Below are 17,978 nucleotides of genomic sequence, written 5' to 3'. Positions count from 1 at the left end.
ACGATCGTATTCTATAACTCATCGGTTCAGGCGCTCCACAGCGCCGAAGGGGGAAAGTGATGGACCACCGACAGGAATCACCCGGAACTGCTGTGCGGGTCGCCGACCACGACCGCGATGACGTGCTCGCTGTGCTGGCGGCGGCCTTGGCCGAGGGACGTATCGACCCGCACGAGCATGCCGTCCGTTCGCAAAGCGCCCTGCGGGCGCGTACCGCCGATGAACTGGCCGTGCTCACGTCCGACCTGCCCGCACCGTCGCCGACCCGGGCGGAGCTGGACCGCAAGGACCTCAGGGAATGGCTGGCCGAGTGGCGCTACTGGCTCGGCGGGGCAGTGATCATGTCCGGGATCTGGGGTGTCCGCTGTGCGCAGAAGGGGGAACTGACGTCCTACTGGCCGCTGACCCCGCTGGGCGTGTGGGCGGCCGTTCTGATCGCCGTCGCCATCTGGCCGCGTGATGCGGACGAGGCCCGTGAATAGGGCGGCGACCGCATTGTCCTGGTGAGCCGCGGTCCGAGCGTCCCGCGCGCGGGAGCTCCCGTCGAGCGGAAGGCGGTCGGGGCGCCCGTCGCCGTGTGCGCACTGCGGCTGCTGGTCCGGCCGGACACGTCGTAGGCTCGCGATCATGTGGACACGAATCGACGGACTGCGGGCGCTCGATCTCGGCACGCCCGGCGAAATGCGTGACCGGCTCAACGCGTTGGTGCTCTCCGGGGCGAAGCGGGCGACGGCGGGACTTCTGGAGCCCGACTACCGTGCGGAGGGCGAGGAGCCGGAGTACGCGGGCGAGCGTCTGGTGCTCATCGGCAACGCCGATGAGCGCATCGCTGAGGTGGTCGTCGAGTCGGTCGAGATCGTCCCGTTCCGCTCGGTGACATGGGACTTCGCGCAGGCCGAGGGTGAAGGCTTCACGAGCCTCGCGCACTGGCGCGAGGCGCACGCCGACTTCTGGCAGAGCGCGGCGCACACGGTGACCGACGACACGCAGGTCGTCTGTGTCCGCTTCGCCCTCGCGCCCCCGGCTCCCTGAGCCGGGGGGACCGGTACCAGCCGTGGAGTGCCATGCGCGCACTTCCTCGGCGATGCGCACGGCGGGAAGCGTGCGCCCGGCGCTGCCCGGCGCTGCCCGGCCGTGCCGGTCGGCACGCAGATATGTGCCGCCGGACGCGGTGTCGTTGCCGGCGCGGAGGGGAGGCTCGTGCTTATCTATGGGGGACACAAGCGGTGGCCCAGCCCTGGCGGGTGACCACGGTACGGTCCTGGGTCCTCTTCTCCCCAGGGCCGTTCGTCGTTCCAGGCACGCGGCTGTGGTCGCTGTGAGCACCGGAGCCGACCCAGGGCTGCTTCGCTCGTGGAGCCGCCCGCAGCAGTGGCAGGCTGCGCACGCACGCCACTCCCGTCGCCCCCGTCCGCGCCGGCGCACGCTTCGAACGCGGTCGGCTCGTCGAACGCCCCGATGCGGGCTGCTCGGACGGTCGCCCGCCGGCCCGCTGCGAAATCCGGTGGCGGACCCTGTGGCCGGTGGCGAAGATCGCGACATGCATGTCTTCCTGGAGACCGAACGGCTCGTGCTGCGCCCGTTCACCGACGATGACGCCGACCACCTCTTCGCACTGGACAACGACCCCGAGGTCGTGCGCTTCATCACCGGCGGCAAGCCGACAAGCCGCGAGACGATCCGGACGCGAACCCTGCCGCGGCTCATGTACGACTACCGGTGCTTCGGCACCCGCGGCTACTGGGCCGCTGAGGAGAAGACCACTGGAGTCTTCCTGGGCTGGTTCGAGTTCCGGCCGCTGGACGAGCACAGCGCCGCCGTGGTCGAGCTCGGCTACCGGCTGAGCAAGGCCGCCTGGGGCAAGGGGTATGCCACAGAAGGAGCGCGGGCCCTGATCAGCAAGGGGTTCACCGACCTCGGGGTGGAGCGAGTCACCGCGAACACCATGGCGGTCAACACCCGGTCCCGTCGGGTGATGGACAAGGCAGGCCTGACCTTCCTGCGGCACTTCACCGGGGACTGGTCCGAAGCGATCGAAGGGTCCGAGCACGGTGAGGTCGAGTACGACCTCACCCGGACCGGCTGGGCGCAGCGCCGGTAGCCGTCAACTGCCGTACTGGTCGTTACACTCCGGCACAGGTCCGGCTCCAGATTTCGTTTCGCTGAGCAACGCGTCGACGACGTCTGCCAGTTGCCTGGTGCGATTCAGCACCTCGTACTGGCGACGGGCCGACGTTCCATGGCGCTGCGCGTTTTCCAGGAGCGCCACCACTTCATCCCAGTCGCCCGATTCCTCGAGGGCGTCACGCAGGTATTCGAGCAGTCGCGTCAGCAGCACCGTCGACGGCACGCTCTCCCCTCGGGTCGCGTCGACCAGCTTGCCTTCGAGCCCACTGCGTGCCGCCCGCCATGTCGCGGCACGCAGCAACTCGGGATGCAGAGAAGGCAGCGGCTGACCGCGTTTTGTTTCCTCGATGCACGTGAGAACCAACGCCCGGCACAATCCCGCCTGCAGGACGGTCTCGTCGACAGTGGTGCAGGCATCTGCTATCCGGAACTCCAGCGTCTTGTATCTGACACCCAGGCGGGCGTCCCAATACACGTTGCCTTCGTCGAGGATCGCCCCTGTTTCGACAAGCCGCTGAACTGTTGCCATGTACTCTTCGTAGGATTCGTGGAGCACAGGAGAGCCCGCCACCGGAAATCCTCCCCAAAGCAGACTTCGAGAACTGTGATAGCCCGTATCGGCTCGCTCGTAGAACGGCGAACTGGCCGAGAGGGCGAGCAGGACCGACAGCCACGGCCGGACCCGATTCAGCACCTGGACGGCAAGGTCCCGGTCCTCGATGCCGATGTGGACGTGACAGCCGCAGGTGATCCGCCTTTGCACCACCTCGCGATAGTGCTCGGAGATTTCCTTGTAACGAGGCTTGTCTACGATACGAGCAGTACGCCAGTCGGCAAGCGGCATGGTCCCGGAGGATAGGACGGCCAGCCCGTGATGCGATGCTGCCCGGGTCAATGTGCATCGCAGTTCGTTCAACTCGGTGCGCAGTTTTCCCAGACTTTCACAGACCCCGGTCCGGCTCTCCACTACGGCTGACTGAAACTCGTGATCGAACCCCTGAATTCCACTGTCTTCGTGTGATCGGTTCTGCTGCGGTGAAAAATCGGGAAGACCGTCAGGGGCAAGGTCTCGTCCCACAGGATCAACAACGAAGAACTCTTCTTCGACCCCAATTGTCAGCATCCCTCTACTCTACCGGTGGAGGCAACAGCGCAATTGAGCCATGCACAGCAGCTGATTGTGCGGGGGATCCCGGACACACCGGCCCGGGCTCGGGATCAGGCGTTCACTCGCTCCAGCGGCACTCTTCGAGGAGCAGGGGACGCGTGCGAACGCCACACGCGTGGCGCGATTGCTTCCGGCGTAATTGTCCAACATGCCATGGAGTATCGGGACAGTTGTCGCACTGGCTCACATGATCGAGAGCGGTCGAGCACAAACATGTCCAGGACGCCGCTCTCGCCTCCATCGGAAGGTGGCGCCCGTGAAGTTCAGCTACGCCATGCTCCCCGACCACCCGCTCACCGGGTCACTGGTGTCCATCCGGCTCGCCGATGCACTCGGCTTCCACGCCTGTTACGCCGCCGAGAGACCTGGCACAAGGACCTCTGGCTCCTGTTCGCCGCCGCGGCCGGGCAGACCAGCCGTATCCGGCTCGGCCCGAGCGTCTCCCCGCTGACGCTGCGCGAGCCGACGCTGATCGCGCAGGCCCTCTCAACACTGGACGAACTGACCGACGGACGCGCCGAAGGCGTCCTGTCCGGCGGCAACTTCGGCCTCCTCGCCCAGTACCGCATCGACTGGGCCCGCCGCACGCACGCAGCATGGTGGGCATCTACGCCTCCTCCATGCCGGAGGAGCAGTTGCGCCGCAACGGCGTGGACCCGGCGGAGCTGAAGCCGGTGAGCGACGCGATCGCCGCGGGTGACCTGGCCCGTGGCATCGAGCTGACGTCGCCGAGGTCGCCGAGCGGCTGTCCCTGTCGGGGACGCCCGAGGAGTGCCTGGAGAAGAATTCGGCGGGACATCGCGCCCAGCGGTGTGAACCACATGATCTGCGCGATCACGGACCGCGCGCTGGTGAAGTCGTTCACGGGCCGCGACCTCACGGACGCGGCGGATGTGAACACGCAGCCGCGCCTGATCAGTGAGCGGATCATGCCGGCGTTCGTCTGACCCTGTCCGCTCACTGGTCCTGGCCACCGTCCTCGGCCAGGAGCGGAATCGTACGAGCTGTGCGGGGCGCTTCGCTGCGTGGGCCGGGAAGCCTGATGCCCGTCGAATCGTCGCTCGCCCGCTTCGGCAGGGACAGAGGTTCCCACGGTGGTTGGGGAAACCGGCGCATGGGTCCGACCTGCCCAGGAGAATGAGCGACATGACCATGGTGAAAGACATCGATCTCCGCGGCATGCAGCACTGTGAGACGACGGCGCTGGGCGTTCTTCTGCGGCACGAGGGAATCGACCTGTCCGAGCCCATGCTGTTCGGGCTCGGCTCCGGGCTGTCCTTCATCTACTGGGACAGCAAAGGCATGGACTTTCCCTTCGTGGGAGGCCGGGTGAAGCCGTTCGAACTCACCAGGAACCTCGCCGCCGTACTCGGTCTCGAGCTGCTCGTCGAGGAGACGACCTCCCCGCGCAAGGCGTGGCGGAACGTGACGGCGCCCATCGACGCCGGTCGGCCGGTCGGCCTTCAGCTGGACAGCTACCACCTGGACTACTTCAGCACCAAGGTGCACTTCGGCGGGCACGTCGTGGCCATGTACGGCTACGACGAGGAGGATGCCTACCTGGTTGACACCGCCCCGCAGGGCGGAGCCGTCTCCACCAGTCTCGACGCCCTGGCCAGGGCCCGGGCCGAGCGCGGCCCCATGACTGCCAAGCACCGCTCCTTCACCGTCACAGCGGCCGGCAGCCTGACGCCCCCGCAGGACCGGATCGTCCCCGCGATCAAGTCCTGCGCCGACGCCTTCCTGAACCCGCCCATCGCGAACCTGGGCCACCGGGGCATCGAGAAGACCGCCAAGCACGTGACGAAGTGGCTGGAGCGCAGTGACAATCCGCAGGAGGATCTGCCACGCGCTGCCGTCCTCATGGAGAGGGCAGGCACCGGCGGCGCCCTGTTCCGCAATCTCTACCGGGACTTCCTCGCCGAGTGTGCCCACCTGATCGACAGCGGCCTTCTGCGCACCGGCCACAGCCTGTACACCGAGGCCGCTGCCCTCTGGACACAGGTGGCCGCGCTCGTAACGGCAGCAGGCGAAGCCGGCGACGCGGAGAACCTCGTGCAGGCCGGCGCAATCCTCCACGAGCTCTCGCGCATCGAGCACGATGCGATGCGGGCGCTCAGCATGCTCTAGGGGCCTGTCCGGCGCGTCCTGGTGCGAAGCCGGAGCCGGTACGAGGCCGGCGCCGCGCGCCGTCGCCGCGACCGGCTCCGGGTGCGTCCGTGACCCCGTTGGCCGGCACCTGGCGTTGAGACGTCAAAAAACCGGTGGAGCAACGCCGTTGTGCGCCACTACCGTGCTGTCGGACCGAGTCGCCCGAACAAGGATGTGCCGTTGTACACCGTGTGAGACCTCCCGAGAGCTGATTTGTCGCGCGTCGCGCATCTGCGCCGCGCTCCTTTTTGCTGCGGACTTCTCACTGGAAACGGTGTACCTCTGTGCTCAACAACTGGGTGGTCATGCCCACCTGCCTGCCGCTCGTTCTCCGCCGCTGCCACGCGTGCGCGTCCGAGCGCTTCAGGACGACCGGTAAATTTCGCGTCAACGCAAACCACAAGCTCATCGACGCCTGGCTCCTCGCGCTCTGTACCGGATGCGGGGAAACTTCCAAACTGACCGTCCTGGAGCGGATGAACGTACGCTCCGTCCGGCCTGAGCTGCTGGACCGGCTGCATGACAACGACCCTGGCCTGGCAGCCGAGCTGCTCCAGGATCCGTTCATGCGGCGCCGTAATCGCATCGCCCTCGACTGGGACAACGCCTGGCGCCTCGACACCGGCGGGTGGGATCACCTGGACTGCGAGGTGATCGACGTCGCGGTCCGCTTCGCGGCGCGGATCCCTGTACGGCCGGTGCGACTGATCGCTGAAGGCTGTGGTCTTTCGCGGGCCGAGGTCGAGAGACTGATCAAGGACGGGAAGCTCGTTGCCGCGGTCCGGCTGAGCGGCAAGCTCTCCGGCGACTTCACCTTCACGCTCAAGCGCTGAGCCCTGCTCAGCACCAGGGCCTGTCCGGCGATTTCAGCCGGACAGGCCCTGGTGCGAAGACGTTGGCGACTTCGGTCCCTTGCAGCACGCGACACGAGCACCATGCTGCTCCGCAACCTCCCGCACGGCGCCGCTGCCCGTCCCTTACCCTGAATCTGCTGCTCACGCCGATGATTCTGCTGCTCTTCGTCTACATCTTCGGCGACGTGATGAGCGCCGGCATCGGTGGCGCCGACCGCTCGGCGTACATCGCCCAGACCTCGTGCCGGGCCTCCTGCTGATGACTGTCGGCAGCACCGTGCCGAGCCGGAGCGGGCGCCGAGGCACGCCGGATGCCGGGCCCGGGCGGGGCAGCGGCGGCCGGATCCTGTGCGGGGTTGTCCCTCATGACGCTGGCACGCCAAGATCCCCGTGCGGAGAATCGAGTTCCTCGTGCCCCCTTGGGCACTGGGTTCCCGAACAGTTAGGAAAGCCATGGCTCTGGAGATGCGCGACCGCTGCGAACGGTGCGAAAGCACGATGCTGCCGCCGGACTCGTCCGCCGCCCGCATCTGCTCGTACGAGTGCACGTTCTGCGTCTGTTGCAGCCGCAGCATGCAGGACACCTGCCCCAACTGCCGCGGCGAACTCGTGGCACGCCCCCGCCGCGGCACCCCTGCCACATAGGAAGGGCTCGGTCGGCCTCGCATGCCCAAGCCGATCTCCTGCAAGGAGCTACTCCGATCGCCGCCTTTGCAGGCGATCACAGTCGCGTCGACCTCGCCGCGACGCTCGTTCTTGACTGCTTCCTCCCGGCTCGTCGTCGTGGGGGAGTCTCGTGCTGTCGAGTGATCGCCCGCCCCCGCCGAGCGCCGCAATCCAGACCGATGGACGCGCTGCGGCGTAGGGTCGGCGCGTGGACGGATCGAATCGACTCAGTGCCGACGACGCCCGGCTCCTTGCGCTCGAGTCGGCGGCGATCGCCGGTCATACGCTGAAGATGATCGTGCTCGAGCCGAGCCATGTTCCGCTCGACCTCGATCGATTTCGTGAAGGCGTCGACGCGAGGCTCCGGGCCGGATCACGCGGCCGCGAGCGGGTGGCGCTCCCCGAGGCCCACTGGGTCACCGACGACGAGTTCGACATCGCCGCTCATGTCCGCCGCCGCGACGGCACCGCCGGCATCGACGAGCGGGGCGCCTGGGCCGTGGCGGGCGAGCTGATGGCCGAACGCCTCGACCACCGTCGCCCGCTGTGGGCGTTCGACGTCCTCGGTCCGCTCGCCGACGGCCGCGAGGCGGTCGTCGCCCGCATCCACCACGCGATGGCCGACGGGATCAGCTGCCTGCGCTTCCTCGACGAAGTCATGTGGGAGCCGTCGGGCGACGTGGCGTCACCCCCTCGTGGGGGTGCCCCCCTCCCCGCGGCGGCCGGTTCGCGCGGCCACGAACTGCGCCGGCTTCCGGCAACGCTCCTGCGCGAGCTCGGACACCGGGCGGGAGGTTCGGTGCTCGACCGCAGGATCGGCACGACCCGCGAGCTCGCGTTCGCCACCGCGCCGCTCGTCGAGCTGAAGGCGATCGGTGCCTCGCGACCCCGCCGGGCCACGGTCAACGACGTCCTGCTCGCCTCCGTCTCCGGCGGCTTGCGCGCCTGGCTGGCGGCCGCCGGCGAGCGCGTCGGCAGGCTGCGGGCCCAAGTGCCGGTCAGCCTCCACCGTCGCGACGAGGGGCCGGCCGAACTCGGCAACCGCGACTCGTTCCTGAACGTCGACCTGCCACTCGCCGAGGCCGATCCGCTGGCCCGCCTCGATCGGATCAGCGCCGGGACCGCCGCCCGCAAGGCGGCGGGCGACGCACAGGAGCTCTACGACCTCTTCCACGCGCTCGCCCGCTGCCCGCCGCTCGAGCGCGCGGTCGAACGCATCGCCGCCGGCCCCCACGAGTTCAGCCTCGCCATCTCCAACGTGCCCGGCCCGCGCGCGGCGCTCGCGGTGGCCGCCCGACCGGTTGAGAGGCTCCACTCGGTCGCCGAACCGGCGCAGCGCCATGCGCTTCGGGTCTCGGCGATCTCCTACGCGGGGACGGTCGGCGTGGGGATCTGCACCGATCCTGAAGCGCTGCCCGGGATCGCCGGGCTGGCCGACGCGATCAGCGGCTCGATCGCCGAGCTGCGGCGGGCCGCGATCGGATAGCACCCACGCGGGCGAGGTCCAGGCGCGGGGTGTGGCGCCTCGGGTCAGTGGCGGCGGCTCGCAAGGACGCAGAACTCGTTCCCCTCCGGGTCGACAAGGGTGACCCAGCTCTCATCACCCGTTTGGCCCACGTCGGCGTGCCGGGCCCCCAAGGCGAGCAGTCGGCGGACCTCTTCGTCCTGCTCCCTGTCGGTCGGGTTGACGTCGATGTGCAGCCTGTTCTTGACGATCTTTCCCTCGGGTACCTGTGCGAAGGTCAACACCGGCGGCACCGGACCCAGTTGATTCATGCGTTCAGGCGCCACAGGGGGGCCGATGGTGACGATCTCGTCGTCTTCGTCCTGCACCTCGTAGTCGAGGACGGAGCACCAGAAGAGGGCGAGACCTCTGGGATCGGCACAGTCGATGGCAAGCTCGGTCAACTTACTGGCCATGTGTCAGGACCTCCCGGTCGGGTAACGGGTTCGCCGAAGGCCACGCTAGTCGCTGCGGAGGTGTTGCCGTTGCCGATGGGTACGCACGACCGGGCGGTCCCACGCGCCCCTGCCGAGCGTGCCCGGAGGGGCGTGGATCCTTCAATATCGGCCCGCCTCCCGAGCCAAGGCGGGCCGGCCGGCGGGCGCTGTGGGGGTCGGCCTCACCAGAGGCCCAGGAAGCTCCGGACATCATCGAAACCGTGGAGTGCTCGCCCGTCCACGTCCGACGGATCCGCCCGCGAGACCACGCATTCGACCGCGGCACCCGGTCCCCATGCGTGCGCGCACCCGCGGAGGTGTCGCCGTCGGCGACGATCCGGCACAGCGTTCGCGACGACCGGGTGCACTGACCGAGCGGGTCCGCATCGAGGCCGCCCGGCAGCGGCACGAGGGTGCCTTCGGCGTGCGGGACCAGGGCACGCCCGGACCTGGGCCGCCACGGTTCACGGCGGGTTTCGACTTGATAGGCAAGTGGCTGCTTGCCTATGCTGTGGTTGTGGCCGACGACATCTTCAAAGCTTTGGCCGACCCCACCCGCCGTACCATCCTCGACGAGCTGGCGGAGAAATCCGGACAGACACTGTTCGAGATCTGCTCCCGCCTGAGCATGAAGCACCAGCTCGGCATCTCGCGGCAGGCGGTCTCCCAGCACCTCGCCGTGCTGGAGGCCGCCGGGCTCGTCGGGACCAGGCGGGAGGGCCGCTACAAGTTCCACGACCTGAACACGGCCCCGCTGCGGCAGATCGCCGAGCGATGGCTCGTGTCGGACACGCCCGGACCGGAAGAGAGCACCCCATGAAGATCCATCTGACCAGCGTCTTCGTCGACGACCAGGCCAAGGCCGAACGCTTCTACACCGAGATCCTCGGCTTCGTGAAGAAGCACGACGTCCCCGTGGGCGGGGAGGACCGGTGGCTGACCGTCGTCTCGCCCGACGAGCCCGACGGCACCGAACTCCTCCTGGAGCCCGCCGGCCACCCGGCCGTCAAGACCTACCGCGACACGCTCGTCGAGGACGGCATCCCACTCGCCCAGTTCGCCGTCGATGACGTGAACGCGGAGTACCAGCGCCTGCGCGACCTCGGTGTCCGCTTCACCCAGGAGCCCCTGGAGATGGGCCCCGTCACCACCGCGGTCTTCGACGACACCTGCGGCAACCTGATCCAGATCGCGACCAAGCCGCAGTAGCCGTGGCCGTGTGCGCAGCTCGGCCGCCGCGGCGACCGGCGCTGCGCCGCCCGGCGGCGCATCACCCGCGCCGTCGCGCCACGCGTCGCGGTCGCGGTTCTGCTGTCGGCAGACCGGCTGGACAGTACGTCGCGGACTGTCAGAGTGGCCGTATGGGGATGAACACGGCAGTGCGCCGACTCGACCTGGGCTACTTCGTCCGACCGGCTTCGGAAACAGGCGGGCCGCAACCGCGAGTTGAGCCCGTGCTCGCCTATCTGGTGCAGCACGACCAAGGACTGATCCTCTTCGACACCGGCATCGGCAGCGCCGACTCCGGGACCGAAGCGCACTACCGGCCCCGGCGGCGTCCGCTGGAAGAGGCGCTGGCGGGAGCAGGAGTCACCCTCGGCGACATCTCTCTGGTAGTGAACTGCCACCTGCACTTCGACCACTGCGGCGGGAATCCTCTCCTCCGCGGCAAGCCGATCCTGGTGCAGGACGTCGAGCTGGCCACCGCCCGCCGGGGCGACTACACGGTTGACGAGCTTGTCGACTTCCCCGGCGTGACCTACGAGGAACTCTCCGGTGAGGTCGAGATCAGGCCGGGCGTCTGGATCGTCCCGACCCCCGGGCACACCCCAGGACATCAGTCGCTGGTCCTCCGACAGGGCGACGGCACGGTGATCCTCGCCGGCCAGGCGCACGACTTCGCATCCCGGTTCGCGTCCGACCACCTGGCCCGCCGGGCCGCCCTTCACGGCGTTGAGCAGCCACTGCCCGACTACGAGCCTTGGTTGGACCGGCTCGCGGAGTTCGACCCGCGGCGTGTGCTCTTCGCCCACGACTGCTCGATCTGGGAACCCTCGCACAGCAACTCCTGGACCTGACCGAGCGATTTTGACCCGCCGGTTCTCCGTTCCACAGGTCACCCGTGCCCGCTGGGCGGCGGTGGGGCAAGCACTGCGCGCCGTCGGGTGAGCATCACTTGCCGTTGCTTCCAGGGCTCCGCGTCGACCGGGTTCGAGGCCGGTCCATCCTGGTCGCCGGCAATGCTGGCGAGGGCTTCGTCGGCGATCGTCCCAAGGTCGTCGGGAAATGTGGGCATGGGTGCTTCCGGGGCCGTGGGCGGTGTCGACCGATTCCCCTCCGGGGCATTGCGCCGCGATCAGGCCGCGGCACCAACCGCCTCGTCTGCCTCCGCGAGGTGGCCGGTGGCGTCGATCGCCCGGGTGCGGGCGCCTCCGATCAGGGCTTCCGGTCCGGGGCCCGCCCGATGCCCGGCCCCGGCCCTCCTCGGACGCCGGACACGGCAGCCGGCGCCGGCGGGCCGGTCACGGACGGTAGGTCAAGGTGGTCATCATGCCGGATTCCGAGTGGTAGATGTTGTGGCAGTGGAGCATCCACAGACCGGGATTGTCGGCGTCGAAGTCGAGGACCAGTTTGTTGTGGGGCAGGACGGTGGCCGTGTCCTTGCGGGCCCCCAGGGAGTCGATGCCGGCGAGGGCGTACGTGTGGCCGTGGAGATGGACGGGGTGCCACATGTCGGTCGCGTTGATGACGACGAGGCGTACGCGTTCGCCGCTTTCGATGTGGTGGACGCGGTCGGGTGAGTAGGGGAGGTGGTCGCTGCCCCAGTCGTAGTCCTTGATGCCGCCGGTGAAGGTGATTTTGACGATCCGGTCGGGTCTGCGCCGGCCGAGCTCGACGGATTCGTGGGGCCGGAGCCTGCGCGCCGAGGGCAGAACGTCGCGCCGCAGTTCGGCGGGGCGGGCGGCGGGGCTGGGCAGTGCGCCTCCTGCCGTGCGCAGGACGGCCATGGCAGCGCCCTTCTTGCCTTCGGCGAGCGCGGTGAGCGGGAAGACGCCGTCCTTCGCGGTGATGAGTACGTCGTACCGTTCGCCCATCCCGAGGAGCAGGGAGTCGGTCCGGTGGTGGCGCACGGGGAAGCCGTCGCTGTGGGTGATCGTCATGCGGTGACCGCCGAGTGCCACACGGAACGGTGTCTCGGCGCCGGCGTTGATGATGCGCAGCCGGATCCGGTCGCCCGCTCTGGCCCTGAACTGGGACGGGTCGTCGGGTGTGCGCCCGTTGATCAGGTAGTGCGGGTAGGCGACATCGCCGGCGTGACCGCCGAGCAACGGGCTCTCGGCGCCCGTCATCAGACGGCCGGGTCCCTTCCTCTTCCGAGCGGGTGACGCGTCGTCCCGCTCCGGCGCGCGGGCCGCCGGCGGACCGTACCCGGCCGCGATTCCCCCTGAGGGCCTCGACGGTGCGGCCCCGGATCCGTGGCCGCCCCCACGCCCGTGCGGGGAGCCGTGTCCCATGGCGGGCTTGCCCTTGCGGAGCTGGTCGAAGACGTCCTCCGGGCTTGAGCCGTCGATCCCGTCGATCCAGTCGTCCAGCATGACGATCCACTCCGCGTCGTAGGCGAGAGGCTCGTTGGGGTCGTCCACGATCAGCGGTGCGTACATCCCGCGGTCGATCTGCAGGCCCATATGCGGGTGGAACCAGTACGTGCCGGGGTGCGGCGTCCGGAAGCGGTAGGTGAACGAGCCGCCCGGCTTGATGGGCGGCTGCGTCAGCTCGGGTACGCCGTCCATGTCGTTGCGCAGGGCGATCCCGTGCCAGTGCACCGTGGTGGCTTCGGGCAGATGGTTGGCGAGCGTCAGCTCGAGTGTGTCGCCGGCGGTGACCCGGACCTCCTTGCCCGGCAGTTCGCCGTTGTACGTCGAGGTCCTGACGGTGCGTCCGCCGCCGATCCCGACCGTGGCCGGTGTGGCCGTGAAGGTGAGGCCGCGGAGCTTGCCTTCGGGGCTGGGTGTCCATGTGGGCCGGAGCTTCTTGCCGTCCGCGACGGCGGATCCTTCGGCGCCACGGGCCGCGGCCTCCCGTCCGGCGCCGCCTGCGTGGTCCGCGCCGCTCCCCGAGCAGGCAGTGGACAGCGCGGATCCCGCCAGTGCGATCCCGGCGCCGAGCACGGCGCGCCGGGTCGGACAGGCGGGACGGGTGTGATCCTGGCGGTACATGGTCCTCCGTGGGTCGGATCCGCGGGTCCCGCCCCGGCCGAGAGGGACGGTGCCCCGGGCGGGGCCTGACGCGGCACGAACCAGCATGGAGCATCACGCCGAAAACATGCTGTAAGTCCGCATATGTCCTCTCTGTGGTGCCGCCGGGAATCCCTGTGTGACCGCGCGTCGCACCATGGACGGCAGATCGGCTCACGCCCGTGGCATCACCGACGAGGGCCGCGGGCGAGCGCCTGCGAGCTCTGCGCCGCTGTGCGCAGGTGCCGACAGCCGAAGTCCCGGCGGGAGAAGTCAGCTCAGAGACGCGAGCGTGAAGTGCCGCACCTGGAGCGGTGCAACCAGATACTCGTCCTCGCCCGGCAGGACCACGGCCTGGTCACGCCAGTTCTCGCCTGCGTATCCGACCAAGTCTTCTTCGCCGCGCCAGCGGCTGACGTACAGCAGTGAGCCGGGCGGCGCGAGCAGCACCTCGTGGTCCACCAGCCCCGCGTATCGGCCGGGGAACTCCCTCACGGCGGAGACGACCATGTCGCGGAATGCTTCGAAGCGTTCAGGACGTACGTGTGCCTCACTCACCCTGACGATCACGGCCAGAAGAGTGGCACACAAGCAGACCGGACGAAAGTGATTTGACCGGCTGCCTCGATGATTGGTTGTGAGGTCCGGCTGGGGCCCGTTTCTGCGCCGGAGAGTGTTCGGCCTCGCGACGGTGCCCTCACCTGTGGCGGACGACAGGCTTGCTCCGCCGTCGATCGACCCGACGCCAAGCCGCGGCGCCTTGGACGGGAGCGGTCGGGCCACGTGGCGCGCAACGGGCCCTCGCCGTCCTCGGCCCCGGACTTCGCGCGGCCGCGGAGCCGAATGATTCGACCGCTTGGCACGAGAGTTGATCAGGTGCACCAGGACGTGCATCGAAACTGGACACGCGACCGTCACGCGGCGGGATCCACGTTCCACGCTCCGCAGATCACTGCCGCAGAAGACGCAGACGAGAACCGGGCCCCGGCCGCAGCACGTCGTCCTCGATCAGACGGTCGGGTCGGGCATGATCTCCCGGACCTCTTGCGCGCAGCGGCACGCAGCAGCGATCTTGGCAGCCCACTCCAGCGCCGCCTCACGTGAGGGCACATCGATGATCGAGAACCCGCCGAGCACTGCCTTGGTCTCCGGGTACGGGCCATCGGTGACGGTCCCGTCAGTGAACACGACGCTCGCCTGCTGCCTTTCCAATCCACCACCGAAGACCCATACACCGGCGTCCTGAGCCTCACGCACCACCTCCCGCGAGGCCTCGGCCACGTGGGGCAACTCCTCCTCCGGGAAGGTCATCGCACCGTCATCGAACGAGATCAGATACCGCGTCATACAAGGCTCCCGTGGTCGTCGGCCCGTTTCGGGCGGCCCTCACCATATGAGGAACGCCACCCCTGAGAACCGGCACTTTCACCGGCTTCCGAAACAGGCGCTGATCTTGTCGTTTAACCTGCGACGTCGAACGCGGGTCGAACTTGATCAGTGTTTCCGCTGTTCACAGGACATGAGAGCGGCCTTCGTCTGATCCTTTGCTCCGTCACAGAGACAGAGGAAACAGTACGAAGGCCGTGGTTATGAGTGTGGGGATCAGGGTGTCCTGCGGGATGCGTTCGTGGAAGTATCACGCCTCCGGACGGAGTTGTACGCGTGTCTGACACGAGGAGCGACGCGCTGTTCGGCCTCACCGACGCGTTGCTGCGCACGGACGGGCCGGTGCGGACACTGGTCGACCTGGCGCTCGCGCCGGAACACCGTCGCGGGCATGGTGCCCTCTACGGGGGCGTCAACGAGGGGCGTATCGATGTTGCCCGGTTGCGACGCGCGCTGGCCTCTCTGCCGTTGCCCCGGACCGTGGACGGTCGGATCGTGCTGGCCGCGGACGTGTCGCCGTGGCTGCGGCCGGAGGCTAACACCTCTCCGGACCGGTCCTTCTGCCACACCTTCGGCCGTGGTGAGGGCAAACATCAGATGGTCCCGGGCTGGCCGTACTCGATCGTGGCCGCGCTAGAGACCGGCCGGACCTCCTGGACGGCAGTGCTGGATGCGGTCCGCCTGGGGCCCGGCGCAGACGTCGCCGCAGTGACCACGGTCCAGATCCGTGAGGTCGTCGAGCGCCTCGTTGCCGCCGGCCAATGGAAGCCGGGCGACCCCGAGGTCCGGGTTGAGCTGGACGCCGGATACGACGCACCCCGCCTCGCCCACCTACTGGGCGACCTGCCTGTGCAGATCCTCGGCCGGCTCCGCTCCGACCGCGTCATGCGTCGGTCGACGCCGCCACGGGTCTACGACCCGAAGGGTGGCCGACCGCCCAAGCACGGCGGCGAGTTCATCTTCGGTGACCCGGCCACCTGGCACACCGAGCAGGCCGTCACCGTCACCGACACACGCCTCTATGGGAAGGCCACCGCGCAGGCCTGGGACCGGCTGCACCCGAGGCTGACCCGCCGGGCGGCCGGGCTCGAGCACGACGGACCGCTGCCCATCATCAAGGGCACCGTCAACCGGCTGACCGTGGAGAAGCTGCCCAGCGGCGGGGTGAACAAGCCGGTCTGGCTGTGGTGGTCCGGCACCGGCGCCACGTCCACAGACGTCGACCGCTGCTGGCAGTCCATCCTCCGCCGCTTCGACCTGGAGCACAAGTTTCGCCTGTTCAAGCAGAGGCTCGGGTGGACCAAGGCGCGGCTGCCTAGCTCGGAGGCGGCCGACCGGTGGACGTGGCTGGTGATCGCAACCCATGCCCAGCTGCGGCTTGCCCGCCCCTTGGCCGCCGACCTCCGCAGGCCCTGGGAGAAGCCGGCAGAGCCGAACAAACTCACGCCCGCCCGGGTCCGCAGGGGTTCAGAAACCTGCGCACGAAGGCCGGCTCACCGGCTGGTGCACCGAAACCCGCGCGGTCGGGCCCCGGGAGGCCAGCGGGCTCGAAGAACCGCCGCACGGCCATCCGCCACGACGTGGGCCGCGTCCTCGCCACCGGAGAGGCCTTCAGTCGCCCCGCCCACCACAAGAAGGGCACCAAGCCCAGGCGCATCCGCACCACGCTGCCGGATGAGACGCCTATGACCGAGTAGCTACGGCAGCGATGCCAGATGCCCGCAACTTCCGGGCCAGCAGTTCCGTCTCAGGAAGGGTCCCTGAGTAGTCACCGCTCAGCACGTGGCGCAGCACAGCCTTCGCGTTGACCAGGTCAATGCCAAGTTCAACTCGCAGCACCCGCATGATCACGACATTGTTCGCCGACGGACTGACCACCTGCAGCCTCGCCGGCCCATGCTCGGACAGCATCTGATCCCGTCGTTCGCTCGGCAGGTCCCCACCACACACGGCGACCGCGAATCCACAGGCGGAACACGTTGACTCGACATCCCACCGCAAGCGGCCGTCCACGAGGGCCTGGACACCGCAGCACTCCAGCTCCGCACCACAGTCCTGACACATCGAGGAGTACCCAACGGATTCGAAAACGGCCTGCTCCATCCCACCCCCAACGGGGACGAGGTTAAACGACAAGCTGATCGTGCCCCTGAAAAGGCAACGGCCATCGTGCAACGCTTCTGGCAACGGCTGAGAACTCCTGACGGAATGACTCTCTGGGTCGGCTCCTCATCGCGGGGCCCTGTCAGGCAGCATGGGGCGATGCACTCCGATCAGCCACTGCCTCGCGAGGTGAAAGTCATCGATTCGGCCTGGCTGTTCAGGCTGGAGGAGCGAGCGTATGACCTCCGCCTGAACGCGCGACTGGACCCGGTGTGGGTGCAAACGAACGCGGCGCCCGACGGCACCCACTACCTGTGGCCGGCCCTGTGGAACAGCCTGTCCCACCGCCCGGATGTCCCGCGTCATCTGCGGTGCGAGGTGTTGATCACTCTACGAGCGGGAGAGCACGTGGTGAGCTGGCTGGACGTGCTTCCGGACGACTTCACCCCGCTGCCCCGGGTGACCTCGCGCGAAGAAGGCATGCAGGTCAGCCGGGCCCTGGACCAGGCTCCTTCGGTCAGGGAATGGCTACTGCAGGAGGGCGAGGGTTCGGGTCGGCTGTGACAGGTGTCGCCAGCGCGGACAAGGCGGCGGTACCTGTTGTGGTCGTAGCCGCGGTCGCCGAGCACGATGTCGGGGCGGTGCCGGGGCCGGCCGCGCTTGCCCCGCACGGGCGCCATTGCCTGGAGCAGTGGGACGAGCTGGGTGACGTCTGCGGTTGCCACCCGTCAGAGTGACGGCGGGTGGGATGCCGGTGGCAACGGTGACCTATCTGAGCTTCACCTCCCCGCCCCCGTCGTCACCGACACGGCCGGGCTGGGAAAGCTGTGGATCTCCGTCGCCCTGATGCTCTTCTCCTCGCCCTGCTGGACCTCGGCGGCTCGCGCACCGCCTTCGCGTTTTCGGTGCCGGCGCGTTCGCCGGGGTCACCGTCGCCGGACGGCTGTCCGACCGACCCCGGCCGTGTCGTCGCGATCGGCGTTCCGTTGCTCCTCACCGGCTGGCCGGCCCTGGCCGCGCTGGCCGACAGGCCGGTCGCTCTGTTCACCCTCATGTTCGTCCAGGGCACGCTGTCGTTCGCTCTGGGCAGCACGCTGATCACGCGGGTCCTGTACGAGGCCGCGGGAGCCCCCACCCATGGCCGGCTCCTGCGCGACCGCCGCACTCGACGCCGGTGCTGCCGCCGGCCCCGTCGTCGCCGCGACCACCCTCGGCACCACGGCCGGGGACCTCGGGCCGCTGTGGGCGAGCTGACTCCCCGTCCTGGTCGCGCTGCTGGTCGCGATCCCCCTGCGTCGTGCGATCGCAGCCGGCCGCGGCAGCGAGGTGCTCCACTGACACCCGCGA

Annotated in this window: 17 protein-coding genes and 3 pseudogenes; 15 read left to right on the top strand and 5 right to left on the bottom strand. The window is 68.8% G+C overall.

Annotated elements, in window-relative coordinates:
• The first annotated feature begins 59 nt into the window (after positions 1 to 59).
• The 3 genes from MDN94_RS34680 to MDN94_RS34670 all read left to right on the top strand — a co-directional run bounded on the left by MDN94_RS34680 (position 60) and on the right by MDN94_RS34670 (position 2,101).
• Complete coding sequence (locus MDN94_RS34680; RefSeq protein ID WP_482729778.1) at positions 60 to 482, top strand: DUF1707 SHOCT-like domain-containing protein; 423 nt, start codon at positions 60 to 62, stop codon at positions 480 to 482.
• Between the two features lie 145 nt (positions 483 to 627).
• Positions 628 to 1,032 (top strand): ASCH domain-containing protein, encoded by a 405-nt coding sequence (locus tag MDN94_RS34675; RefSeq protein ID WP_482729777.1) that lies wholly within the window; start codon positions 628 to 630, stop codon positions 1,030 to 1,032.
• A 508-nt stretch (positions 1,033 to 1,540) separates the two neighbouring features.
• Positions 1,541 to 2,101, top strand: coding sequence for a GNAT family N-acetyltransferase (locus tag MDN94_RS34670; protein WP_482729776.1), 561 nt, complete (start codon positions 1,541 to 1,543; stop codon positions 2,099 to 2,101).
• Positions 2,102 to 2,104: 3 nt separating this feature from the next.
• Here the strand turns inward: MDN94_RS34670 and MDN94_RS34665 are convergent, their stop codons facing one another.
• Positions 2,105 to 3,250, bottom strand: coding sequence for a carboxylate-amine ligase (locus MDN94_RS34665; RefSeq protein ID WP_482729775.1), 1,146 nt, complete (start codon positions 3,248 to 3,250; stop codon positions 2,105 to 2,107).
• Positions 3,251 to 3,551: 301 nt separating this feature from the next.
• Between MDN94_RS34665 and MDN94_RS34660 the strand changes: the two are divergent.
• From MDN94_RS34660 to MDN94_RS34635, 6 genes and pseudogenes are all read left to right on the top strand, one after another.
• A pseudogene (locus MDN94_RS34660) lies at positions 3,552 to 4,242 on the top strand (LLM class flavin-dependent oxidoreductase).
• Positions 4,243 to 4,441: 199 nt separating this feature from the next.
• A complete protein-coding gene (locus MDN94_RS34655; protein ID WP_482729774.1) occupies positions 4,442 to 5,425 on the top strand; it encodes a BtrH N-terminal domain-containing protein in 984 nt (327 codons plus the stop codon).
• 305 nt (positions 5,426 to 5,730) lie between these two features.
• Entirely contained in the window at positions 5,731 to 6,279 is a 549-nt protein-coding gene (locus tag MDN94_RS34650; protein WP_482729773.1) for a DUF1062 domain-containing protein, read from the top strand.
• Positions 6,280 to 6,381: 102 nt separating this feature from the next.
• Positions 6,382 to 6,580, top strand: a pseudogene (locus MDN94_RS34645) (ABC transporter permease); the annotation flags it as partial.
• A gap of 173 nt (positions 6,581 to 6,753) precedes the next feature.
• On the top strand, positions 6,754 to 6,945 hold the full coding sequence (locus MDN94_RS34640) for a DUF1272 domain-containing protein (RefSeq protein WP_482729772.1): 192 nt from the start codon (positions 6,754 to 6,756) through the stop codon (positions 6,943 to 6,945).
• Between the two features lie 229 nt (positions 6,946 to 7,174).
• Positions 7,175 to 8,452, top strand: a complete 1,278-nt coding sequence (locus tag MDN94_RS34635) for a wax ester/triacylglycerol synthase domain-containing protein (RefSeq protein WP_482729771.1) — start codon at positions 7,175 to 7,177, stop codon at positions 8,450 to 8,452.
• A gap of 44 nt (positions 8,453 to 8,496) precedes the next feature.
• On the opposite strand, the gene MDN94_RS34630 is transcribed toward MDN94_RS34635, so the two are convergent.
• Complete coding sequence (locus tag MDN94_RS34630; RefSeq protein WP_482729770.1) at positions 8,497 to 8,886, bottom strand: VOC family protein; 390 nt, start codon at positions 8,884 to 8,886, stop codon at positions 8,497 to 8,499.
• A gap of 538 nt (positions 8,887 to 9,424) precedes the next feature.
• Between MDN94_RS34630 and MDN94_RS34625 the strand changes: the two genes are divergently transcribed.
• From MDN94_RS34625 to MDN94_RS34615, 3 genes are all read left to right on the top strand, one after another.
• Entirely contained in the window at positions 9,425 to 9,727 is a 303-nt protein-coding gene (locus MDN94_RS34625; protein WP_482729858.1) for an ArsR/SmtB family transcription factor, read from the top strand.
• The gene (locus MDN94_RS34620; protein ID WP_482729769.1) at positions 9,724 to 10,116 is read left to right on the top strand and encodes a VOC family protein; all 393 of its coding nucleotides are present in this window, start codon (positions 9,724 to 9,726) and stop codon (positions 10,114 to 10,116) included. The genes MDN94_RS34625 and MDN94_RS34620 overlap by 4 nt, the downstream gene beginning before the upstream one ends.
• A 152-nt stretch (positions 10,117 to 10,268) precedes the next feature.
• A complete protein-coding gene (locus tag MDN94_RS34615) occupies positions 10,269 to 10,985 on the top strand; it encodes an N-acyl homoserine lactonase family protein (protein WP_482729768.1) in 717 nt (238 codons plus the stop codon).
• Between the two features lie 444 nt (positions 10,986 to 11,429).
• Here MDN94_RS34615 and MDN94_RS34610 read toward each other — a convergent pair whose 3' ends face one another.
• The 3 genes from MDN94_RS34610 to MDN94_RS34600 all read right to left on the bottom strand — a co-directional run bounded on the left by MDN94_RS34610 (position 11,430) and on the right by MDN94_RS34600 (position 14,489).
• On the bottom strand, positions 11,430 to 13,124 hold the full coding sequence (locus MDN94_RS34610; RefSeq protein ID WP_482729767.1) for a multicopper oxidase family protein: 1,695 nt from the start codon (positions 13,122 to 13,124) through the stop codon (positions 11,430 to 11,432).
• Positions 13,125 to 13,415: 291 nt separating this feature from the next.
• Positions 13,416 to 13,712, bottom strand: coding sequence for an antibiotic biosynthesis monooxygenase (locus tag MDN94_RS34605; RefSeq protein ID WP_482729766.1), 297 nt, complete (start codon positions 13,710 to 13,712; stop codon positions 13,416 to 13,418).
• 438 nt (positions 13,713 to 14,150) lie between these two features.
• A complete protein-coding gene (locus tag MDN94_RS34600) occupies positions 14,151 to 14,489 on the bottom strand; it encodes a YciI family protein (protein ID WP_482729765.1) in 339 nt (112 codons plus the stop codon).
• Between the two features lie 315 nt (positions 14,490 to 14,804).
• Between MDN94_RS34600 and MDN94_RS34595 the strand changes: the two genes are divergently transcribed.
• The 3 genes and pseudogenes from MDN94_RS34595 to MDN94_RS34585 all read left to right on the top strand — a co-directional run.
• Positions 14,805 to 16,217, top strand: a complete 1,413-nt coding sequence (locus MDN94_RS34595) for an NF041680 family putative transposase (RefSeq protein ID WP_482729764.1) — start codon at positions 14,805 to 14,807, stop codon at positions 16,215 to 16,217.
• A 573-nt stretch (positions 16,218 to 16,790) separates the two neighbouring features.
• The gene (locus MDN94_RS34590) at positions 16,791 to 17,195 is read left to right on the top strand and encodes a hypothetical protein (protein WP_482729763.1); all 405 of its coding nucleotides are present in this window, start codon (positions 16,791 to 16,793) and stop codon (positions 17,193 to 17,195) included.
• 181 nt (positions 17,196 to 17,376) lie between these two features.
• Positions 17,377 to 17,882, top strand: a pseudogene (locus tag MDN94_RS34585) (chloramphenicol efflux MFS transporter); the annotation flags it as partial.
• Positions 17,883 to 17,978 lie beyond the last annotated feature (96 nt).

The sequence above is a fragment of the Streptomyces sp. WAC00040 genome, assembly GCF_056835925.1.
The sequence above is the reverse complement of the archived record's forward strand: the minus strand, read 5'-3'. Positions and strand labels throughout refer to the sequence as shown.

Excerpts from the sequence above, each read along its gene's own strand:
- MDN94_RS34655 (WP_482729774.1), top strand. The coding sequence starts at position 4,442 with ATGACCATGGTGAAAGACATCGATCTCCGCGGCATGCAGCACTGTGAG.
- MDN94_RS34600 (WP_482729765.1), bottom strand. The coding sequence starts at position 14,489 with ATGACGCGGTATCTGATCTCGTTCGATGACGGTGCGATGACCTTCCCG.
- MDN94_RS34590 (WP_482729763.1), top strand. The coding sequence starts at position 16,791 with ATGCACTCCGATCAGCCACTGCCTCGCGAGGTGAAAGTCATCGATTCG.
- MDN94_RS34670 (WP_482729776.1), top strand. The coding sequence starts at position 1,541 with ATGCATGTCTTCCTGGAGACCGAACGGCTCGTGCTGCGCCCGTTCACC.
- MDN94_RS34675 (WP_482729777.1), top strand. The coding sequence starts at position 628 with ATGTGGACACGAATCGACGGACTGCGGGCGCTCGATCTCGGCACGCCC.
- MDN94_RS34615 (WP_482729768.1), top strand. The coding sequence starts at position 10,269 with ATGGGGATGAACACGGCAGTGCGCCGACTCGACCTGGGCTACTTCGTC.
- MDN94_RS34640 (WP_482729772.1), top strand. The coding sequence starts at position 6,754 with ATGGCTCTGGAGATGCGCGACCGCTGCGAACGGTGCGAAAGCACGATG.
- MDN94_RS34665 (WP_482729775.1), bottom strand. The coding sequence starts at position 3,250 with ATGCTGACAATTGGGGTCGAAGAAGAGTTCTTCGTTGTTGATCCTGTG.
- MDN94_RS34630 (WP_482729770.1), bottom strand. The coding sequence starts at position 8,886 with ATGGCCAGTAAGTTGACCGAGCTTGCCATCGACTGTGCCGATCCCAGA.
- MDN94_RS34610 (WP_482729767.1), bottom strand. The coding sequence starts at position 13,124 with ATGTACCGCCAGGATCACACCCGTCCCGCCTGTCCGACCCGGCGCGCC.
- MDN94_RS34680 (WP_482729778.1), top strand. The coding sequence starts at position 60 with ATGGACCACCGACAGGAATCACCCGGAACTGCTGTGCGGGTCGCCGAC.
- MDN94_RS34620 (WP_482729769.1), top strand. The coding sequence starts at position 9,724 with ATGAAGATCCATCTGACCAGCGTCTTCGTCGACGACCAGGCCAAGGCC.